The organism is Microthrixaceae bacterium, assembly GCA_016702505.1.
In the GTDB taxonomy this organism is placed as follows: domain Bacteria; phylum Actinomycetota; class Acidimicrobiia; order Acidimicrobiales; family Iamiaceae; genus Aquihabitans.
The window spans coordinates 121816-130051 of sequence record JADJDU010000014.1 but is presented as its reverse complement, the minus strand read 5'-3'; the positions used below and the strand labels follow the sequence as shown (position 1 = coordinate 130051).

Sequence of the window (8236 nt, the reverse complement as noted above, 5' to 3'; positions counted from 1 at the left end):
GTCACCATGGAGACGGGAAGATCCGGGTGGACGTCACGGTTCGAAATTACCTGGATGCCACCTGCCGGAACCGGCTCCGATCGAGGAGCAGGGCCGGGAACAACCCGATGCGCGCCAGCGTTGAAGAGGCAGTCATGAGTGATTCGGTTGGTCAGTACCTGAACGAGATCGGAGCGGTGGCGCTGCTCACCGCCGAGGAGGAGCGCGAGCTCTCCCAGATCATCGAGCGCGGCGTAGCCGCCCGAGAGCGCATCGCCCGAGGTGAGGGCACCGCGGAGGACCGACGGATGGACCGGGCCGCCGCCCGAGCCAAAGACCGCTTCATCCGCGCCAACCTCCGCTTGGTGGTGAGCATCGCCCGCCGCTACCCCTTGCCCCCGGCCATGGATCTCTTGGACCTAATCCAGGAAGGCAACCTGGGTCTCGAGCACGCCGTCGACAAGTTCGACTGGCGCAAGGGCTTCAAGTTCTCCACCTACGCCACCTTCTGGATCCGCCAGGCCATCGGCCGGGCCCTGGACCAGAAGGCGAGCCTGGTCCGTCTTCCCGGTGACCGCTCGGCCAGCCTGCGCGCTGCCCTACGGCAGGTCTCGGGCGACGGTGACGAGCTCGACGAAGAGCATGCCCGCCTCCACCGGCTGGCCACGCCCACCTCGCTGGACCGGGTCGTCGGCGACGACGACGGCTCCGAGCTGATCGACCTTCTGGCCGACGACACCCCCGGCCCCGAGGACATGCTCCTGTCGAGCGAAGAGGACCGTGAGGTCCTGGGACTTCTCGACGTGCTCGATGGCCGTGCCCGTCGGGCGGTGGAACAGCGATTCGGGATCCACGACGGTCGTCGCCGCTCCTACCGTGAGGTCGGCGAGGAGCTGGGTGTCACCGCCGAGGCCGCTCGTCGCATGGTGAAGCGGGCTGTCATCGCCGTTCGCAATGAGGCCGCATCCCGTATCGACGCCGCCTGACGGCGCTCCGCACCGATCTCGCTTTGCGCCGAGCCACCCCGTAGACCACGCTTTTCCCGTGACCTCCGCCGATACCACCTGGTCCCCGAGCTCCTGGCGAGACAAGCCGGCTGCCCAACAGCCCGACTGGCCTGATGAAGCCGCGCTCGAAGCGGTGCTCAAGCAGATGCGGACCTTGCCGCCGCTGGTGTTCGCCGGTGAGGCCCGAGTCCTGACCCAGTCGCTGGGCCACGTGGCCAACGGCGAGGCCTTCCTCCTTCAGGCCGGAGACTGCGCCGAGTCCTTCGAGGCGTTCCGCGCGGACGCCATTCGGGACAAGCTCAAGGTCATCCTCCAGATGGCGGTGGTGCTCACCTACTCCTCGGGTGTTCCCACGGTGAAGGTGGGCCGCATAGCCGGGCAGTTCGCCAAGCCCCGCTCCTCACCCACCGAGACCATCGGCGACCTGACCTTGCCCTCCTTCCGGGGCCACATGGTCAACGACATCGCCCCGACCGAGGCCGCCCGGATCCCCGACCCGGCTCGCCTGTTGGCCGCGTACAACCAGTCCTCGTCCACGCTCAACCTGTTGCGCGCCTTCACCAAGGGTGGCTACGCCGACCTCAACCGGGTCCACACCTGGAACCAGGAGTTTGTGGCGTCGAGCAACGAAGGCCAACGCTACGAACGCGTGGCCAGCGAGATCGACCGAGCGCTGCGCTTCATGAAGGCGTGCGGAATCGACACCACCAGCCTGCCCACCCTTCACGAGGTCGACTTCTACACATCCCACGAAGCGTTGGTGTTGGGCTACGAAGAGGCGCTGACCCGCCGGGACTCCCTCACCGGAGACTGGTACGACTGCTCGGCCCACATGATCTGGATCGGCGAGCGAACCCGAGACATCGATGGCGCCCACGTCGAGTTCTTCTCCGGCGTGAACAACCCGATCGGCTCCAAGATCGGCCCGACCGCGTCGGCCGACGAGGTCTTGGCGCTGTGCGAGCGTCTCAACCCAGAGCGCGTGCCCGGTCGTCTCACGCTCATCACCAGGATGGGCGCCGACAAGATCGAGGTCGGACTCCCCCCGTTGCTGGCCGCGGTTCGAGATGCCGGGCATCCGGTGGTGTGGGCCTGCGATCCCATGCACGGCAACACCTTCACCGCGTCGGACGGTCACAAGACACGCCGCTTCGACGACATCCTGTCTGAGATCGCCGGCTTCTTCGCCGCTCACGACGCCGAGGGCACATGGCCCGGTGGCGTGCACGTGGAGCTAACCGGAGACGACGTGACCGAGTGCTTGGGCGGCGCCGAGGAGATCTTCGACACCGATCTTGGATCTCGCTACGAGACCATGTGCGACCCGCGCCTGAACGGGCGCCAGTCCGTCGACCTCGCCTTCGCCGTTTCCGAACTCCTCCGGCGCTGATCTCACCTTTCGGTCGGCGGGGACAGGCCCATCGGTGACATCGGTCGGCATTCTTGACCTGAGTGGTCAGCTTTTGCGATCGTAGAGGTATTGTTGACCTCCTGAGTCGTATTTCAGGCGGTCCCACCGAAGGGTCATCCCCATGCTCCAACGAGAGTCCACGATCGCTCCCGTATCGCCCGTCCCCGTAGACCCCGGCCAGCAGGCCGACATCGACAAGTTCGAGCGGGTGCTGGCCGGCTACCTCGCCGGCGAGATCGATGAAGACGTGTTCCGGGTGTTCCGGCTCCACAACGGCATCTACGGACAGCGCCAGGGTGGGCACAACCAGATGGTGCGGGTGAAGCTGCCCGGCGGCGGCATCACCCCCGAGCAGCTCGACATGATGGCCCACATCGCCGATGAGTACTCCCGGGGTTGGGGTCACCTCACCACTCGACAGAACGTCCAGTTCCACTTCGTCGAGTTGGAGCGGATACCCGATGTCATGCGAGACCTGGCCTCGGTCGGGCTCACCAGCCGCGAGGCGTGCGGTGACGCCGTGCGCAACGTCATGGGTTGCCACCTCGCTGGCGCCTGCCCGAAAGAGCAGCTCGACATCAGCGCATGGGCCGAAGCCGCCTACCGGCACTTCTTGCGCAACCCGCTGAACCAGCGCCTCCCCCGCAAGTTCAAGATCAACTTCTCGGGCTGTGAGACCGACTGCGGTCAGGCCATGTTCAACGACGTCGGGGTGATCGCCACCACCCGCACCCTCGAAGATGGCTCCACCGAGGCTGGGTTCCGGGTTTTCGTGGCCGGCGGCCTCGGCGCCAACCCGTTCCCGGCCATGGCCCTAGAGGACTTCACCAGCCGAGAAGACCTGCTGGCCACCATCGAGTCGGTGGTACGGGTGTTCAACGCGACCGGTGAACGAGACAACAAGCTCCGCGCCCGGATGAAGTGGGTCGTCCAGAAGCTGGGATGGGAAGAGACCCAGCGCCGGATCCTCAAGGAACGCCGCTTCCTTCTGGCCTCCTCGTCGTGGCCGGGTGGTATCCCCGCCGAGGTGCTCGAGGCCGGTGACGAGCCGGCCGGCGCCGACGATCAGATCGAGATCACCGCCATCGGCCAGGGCACCCCGGTCAGCATCCGCTCGGCTGACCCGTACACCCGCTGGGACGAAGGCAACGTCGTGCGAGGACGGGCCAAGGGCACGGTTTCGGCCATCGCCTACGCCAAGCTCGGAGACATCACCTCGGCCAACTTCCGGGCGTTGGCGTCGATCCAGCGGGAGCTGAACGCCACGGTGCGGATCACCAACCGTCAGAACCTGGCCTTCCGGGACCTCACCGAAGAGCAGCTCCCCGTCCTGTTCAGCCGACTCCAGACCATAGGGATGGCCGAGCCGGGGGCCGAGTTGGCCCGAGACGTGGTGGCCTGCCCTGGCGCCGACACCTGCAACCTGGCCGTCACCCAGTCCCGGGGCCTGGCCGACGCCATCAGCACCAGGCTGGACGAAGAAGGCCTGTCGGAGGTCGGTGGCATCCGCTTCAACATCTCGGGCTGCACCAACTCGTGCGGCCAGCACCACATCGCCGACATCGGGTTCTCCGGTGCCGAACGTCGAGCCCACGGCCAATCGGCCCCCGGCTACACCATGCTTCTGGGCGGCTATGTGGGCGAGGCTCAGATCCACTTTGGTGAGCGAGCGCTTAGGCTTCCCGCCAAGAACGCTCCCGAGGCGGCCGCCCGTGTGGTCCGGCGCTTCAACGACGAGCGCCAGGCCGGCGAGTCGTTCCGAGGCTGGATCGACCGATCCGGTGGAGTGTCGACCCTGGCCGCGGAGCTGAAGGAGCTCGACGAGTTCCCCACCCCCGACGCCGCCCCCGACTTCTACGTCGACTACGGCGAGACCGGGCCCTACGTGGCCGAGACCGGCGAGTCGGAGTGCGCCACCTGATGAGCATCACCGAGTCTTCGATCCGTAGCATCGCCACCACCAACGGCAACCGACTCAACCTCATAGACACGTCCCGACCCGTCTACACCGACGAGGAACTGGCCGAGATCAGTCGTGAGCTGGAGAAGGTGTCGGCCACCAAGGTGATCCGCTGGGCTGTCGAGAACTTCTCACCTCACCTGGCCATGACCGCTTCGATGACCGACGCGGTGCTGATCGACTTGGCCATCAAGGTGGATCCCGCCATCGAGGTGATCTTCATCGACACCGGCTACCACTTCCCCGAAACGCTCGAAACGGTGGAGGAGGTACGTCGCCACTACGGGCTGAACCTGCGGATGATGACCGTTGCCCGCCAGCAAGAGGAGTTGTGGGAAGCCGACCCCGAGAACTGCTGCTCGGCGGTCAAGGTCGGACAACTCGACCGGGCCTTGGCCGGCAAGGCGGCCTGGATGAGCGGCCTGCGGCGCGCCGAAGCCGAGAGTCGGGCCAACGCCCCCATCGTCTCCCGAGACCTACGCGGGTTGGTGAAGGTGAGCCCCATCGCCACCTGGACCAACGAGGATGTAGACGCGTACATCCGAGACAACGACATCATCGTCAACCCCCTCACGTTGCGGGGTTACCCCTCCATCGGATGTGAGCCCTGCACCACTCCCGTGGCCGAAGGAGAGGACCCGAGGTCAGGCCGCTGGCGCGGCAAAGAGAAGTCCGAATGTGGTCTTCACCTGGCCTGACCGCGCCAACCTGAGGCGAACGCCCGGTTGCCGGGCCGGTTCTTCTGCTGGTCGTCGCCAGCCGTCAGACCCGTTCGATGATGGTGGCTGATCCCATGCCACCGGCGGCGCACATGGCGACCGCGCCCCATTGGGCATCGGTGCGGATCAGCTCGTTGACCATCGTGACGATCATGCGGGCACCGGTGCACCCGATCGGATGGCCGAGCGAACAACCCGAGCCGTTCACGTTCACGATCTCGGGGTCGAGCCCCAATATGCGGGTGGATGCCACCGCCATGGACGCGAACGCCTCGTTGATCTCCACGCTCTGCAGGTCCGAGATGGCAATTCCCGCCCGCGACAACGCCTTGGGCAGAGCATGGGTGGGGGCAAGGCCGGTCTCCACAGGGTCCACGCCGGCCGAAGCCCATCCGCGGATGGCGGCCAGCGGCTTCAGTCCGTGGGCATCGGCATAACCACGGCTGCACAGCACCAGCGCCGCGGCCGCGTCGTTGAGGCCTGACGAGTTACCCGCGGTGGTCACCGCACCGTCGACGTCGGGGTTCAGCAGCGGGAGTGAGGCCAACTTGTCCAGGCTGGAGTTGCGCCGGGGGTGCTCGTCCACCGAGAACGTGCTGCCGCCAGCCAAGGTCACCGGAACGATCTCGTTGTCGAAACGGCCTTCGTCGATGGCTCGGATTGCTCGCTGGTGGGACTCGAACGCCCAGGCGTCGGCCTGTTCTCTAGTCACGCCGGCGATGCGAGCGGTGTTGTCGCCCACGGTGAGCGCCATGTTGAACGGCGGGGCCTCCGCGGTTTCGGGGTTGCCGGGAGACAGCCAGAAGGCGGGAGTCCCATCGGGACCGGGCTTGGAGGTACCCGGAGCGGTGGACATCGACTCGGTGCCACCGCCGATGCCCACATCGACCATGCCAGCGGCGATGTTGGCCGCCACCCACTGGGTGCCGGCCATGCCCGAGGCGCACCACCGCTGGGTGGCCACCGAGGGGAGGCCGGTCAGCCCGAGGCGCACGGCGACGTTGCGGCCGATGTTGCCGCCACCCTGGAAGGACTCGCCGAATCCCATGTCCTCGATCTCACCGACCGGGATCCCCGAACGCGACACGGCGGCACCTACCGCTACCTCGGCCAAGGTGAACGCATCGACACCGGTGAGCGAACCCTTGTAGGCGGTGGCGATCGGGGTGCGGGCGGCGCTGACGATGACTACATCGGTGGGCACGGGGTCTCCAATGGTCGCGATGGCCGAAGCCATTCGATCTGACGGGGTGTCAGATCTTGGCAGAACCTGAGACCCGGGTAAACCGGGGACCGCCCTCACCTGTGTATGTGGTGTGTACGTTCAGACGCCAGACCTCCACCGAGTCTCCGTCACCCCCACCTCTACGATGACCGACCTTCCCACCACCCTCCCCGATCCTGGGGCCGACGGTCCGTTGCTAGAGGTGGTGGTGGCCGACTTCGACGAATTCTTCGCCACCGAATACCGCGGCCTAGTCGCCATGCTGACCGCTCTCACCGGCAACCGGATGGTGGCCGAGGATCTGGCTCAAGAGGCCATGGTCAAGGCCCACCAGCGTTGGGCCCGGATCTCCCGCTACGACAAACCGGCCGCCTGGCTTCGACGGGTGGCCATCAACCTGGCCCACAACAATCGGGCCCGCAAGCGCTCCGAACAACGAGCCATGGCCCGCCTCGCCGGCGAACGCCCAGCGTGGGAGGTTCGCCTCGGCGTCGACGACGGCGGCGACGAGTTCTGGGCTCAGGTCCGTCGTCTCCCGAGCCGCCAGGCTGCCGCCATCACCCTCTACTACCTCGAGGACCGCGCCGTCGCTGACGTTGCCGCCGTCCTCGACTGCGCCGAAGGAACAGCCAAGGCGTTGCTCCACAAAGGTCGGGCCAACCTGGCCCAAGCTCTGCGACTGTCCGAGGAGGCATCATGAGCCACGATCCGTCCGATCCGATCGCCAACCGGGCCCGGCAGGCACGGTCCTCACTTATCCACCAGGTCGGTGACCCCGACGTCGCCGGTGCCCGGCGCAACCTCGCCACCCGGGCCCAGCGTCAACGCTCAGAGCAGGTTCGAGCCCGACTGGCAGCCGCGGCCGTGGTGCTGGTGGCGCTGGTCGGAGGGGCGGGACTGATGTCGCTCACCACGAACCGGGTCGGCGACGGCCACGACGGCGAAATCAAGGAGATGAGCACCGAGGATCAGCGAGCTCTGCTCGAGAACCTGCCCGGATCTGCCATCGACGGCAAGGCCTCCTGGCGCCTGCCGGTGGGAGCCACCCCCCAGAGCGGACTGAGAGACGGTGACACCGTCACCATCTACGGCCGTGGCTTCAACCCCGACGACTCACTCGGGGTGGTGCACTGTGCCGCCGAAGCCGACACGCTCAACGCTGGTGTAGATGCCTGCGATCTCGGCATCGACTCCGGTTTCAGCACGGTCCAGTACGTCACCGCCGATGCCCAGGGCAACGTGGTGGCCGAGGTGACGGTTAGGCGCTTCATCGAGACACCGGGATTCGGCCGGGTGGACTGCGCCGCCGCCGCCGAACGCTGCCTTCTGGGTATGGGTGCGATCTCGGACTACGACCGGTCGGGAGGTGCCTACATCAACTTCGAAGGGGCACCCGAGTTCGAGGTTCCGGCCCTGAGCGTGGCCGGCGCCGACACCGGCCTGTCGCCCGGACGGCCGACCCCCATCTCCGTGACCGGGTGGGTCGCCCAACGAATGGTGAGACTGCAACAGTGCTTCACCGGTGGAGACGGAGTTGAGCAGTGCCAGACGGTCTTCGATGGAGCCGCCGACCAGGGCGGAAGGGTCGACGTCGAACTGGTGCTGAACTCCAGCATTCTGGTCGACGGCGCCGAGATCCGTTGTGGCACGAACTGTGAGCTACGCGCCACCGGGATCGGGGTTCCCGAAGGAACCACGGCACCCTTGCCCGAGCCGGTGAGGCTGTTGTTCGCCACCCCTGAACCCGGTGCCGAGACGGTGCCCCCCACCACCTTGGCACCCTCGACGACCACCACCACCTTCCCGGCCACCGGTCCCACCACTACCAGCACGGTGGAGTCAGCCCCAACCACCACCACGGGCACCGCTACCGGGTCCACCACGGGCGCTGGGTCCACCGCTGGCATCGGCTCCGACACCGGCCGCTGACCCTCG

General features: G+C 66.9%; 7 protein-coding genes. 6 read left to right on the top strand and 1 reads right to left on the bottom strand.

Going from position 1 to position 8236, the window contains the following annotated elements; translation table 11 throughout:
• Positions 1–134 precede the first annotated feature (134 nt).
• The 4 genes from IPG97_14805 (at position 135) to IPG97_14790 (ending at position 5055) form a co-directional block, all read left to right on the top strand.
• Positions 135–965, top strand: coding sequence for a sigma-70 family RNA polymerase sigma factor (locus IPG97_14805; GenBank protein MBK6857770.1), 831 nt, complete (start codon positions 135–137; stop codon positions 963–965).
• Positions 934–2376: a 3-deoxy-7-phosphoheptulonate synthase class II gene (locus IPG97_14800; GenBank protein ID MBK6857769.1), complete on the top strand. Its 1443-nt coding sequence runs from the start codon at positions 934–936 to the stop codon at positions 2374–2376. The genes IPG97_14805 and IPG97_14800 overlap by 32 nt, the downstream gene beginning before the upstream one ends.
• A 142-nt stretch (positions 2377–2518) precedes the next feature.
• Positions 2519–4318 (top strand): nitrite/sulfite reductase, encoded by a 1800-nt coding sequence (locus IPG97_14795; GenBank protein ID MBK6857768.1) that lies wholly within the window; start codon positions 2519–2521, stop codon positions 4316–4318.
• A complete protein-coding gene (locus tag IPG97_14790; protein ID MBK6857767.1) occupies positions 4318–5055 on the top strand; it encodes a phosphoadenylyl-sulfate reductase in 738 nt (245 codons plus the stop codon). Before IPG97_14795 ends, IPG97_14790 begins: the two co-directional genes overlap by 1 nt.
• 64 nt (positions 5056–5119) lie before the next feature.
• Here IPG97_14790 and IPG97_14785 read toward each other — a convergent pair whose 3' ends face one another.
• Positions 5120–6313: a thiolase family protein gene (locus IPG97_14785; protein ID MBK6857766.1), complete on the bottom strand. Its 1194-nt coding sequence runs from the start codon at positions 6311–6313 to the stop codon at positions 5120–5122.
• 133 nt (positions 6314–6446) lie between these two features.
• Here IPG97_14785 and IPG97_14780 point away from each other — a divergent pair, with 133 nt between their 5' ends.
• Complete coding sequence (locus tag IPG97_14780) at positions 6447–7001, top strand: sigma-70 family RNA polymerase sigma factor (protein ID MBK6857765.1); 555 nt, start codon at positions 6447–6449, stop codon at positions 6999–7001.
• Positions 6998–8230 carry a hypothetical protein gene (locus tag IPG97_14775; protein MBK6857764.1) on the top strand — a complete coding sequence of 411 codons (1233 nt, stop codon included), beginning with the start codon at positions 6998–7000 and terminating at the stop codon, positions 8228–8230. Before IPG97_14780 ends, IPG97_14775 begins: the two co-directional genes overlap by 4 nt.
• Positions 8231–8236: the final 6 nt, after the last annotated feature.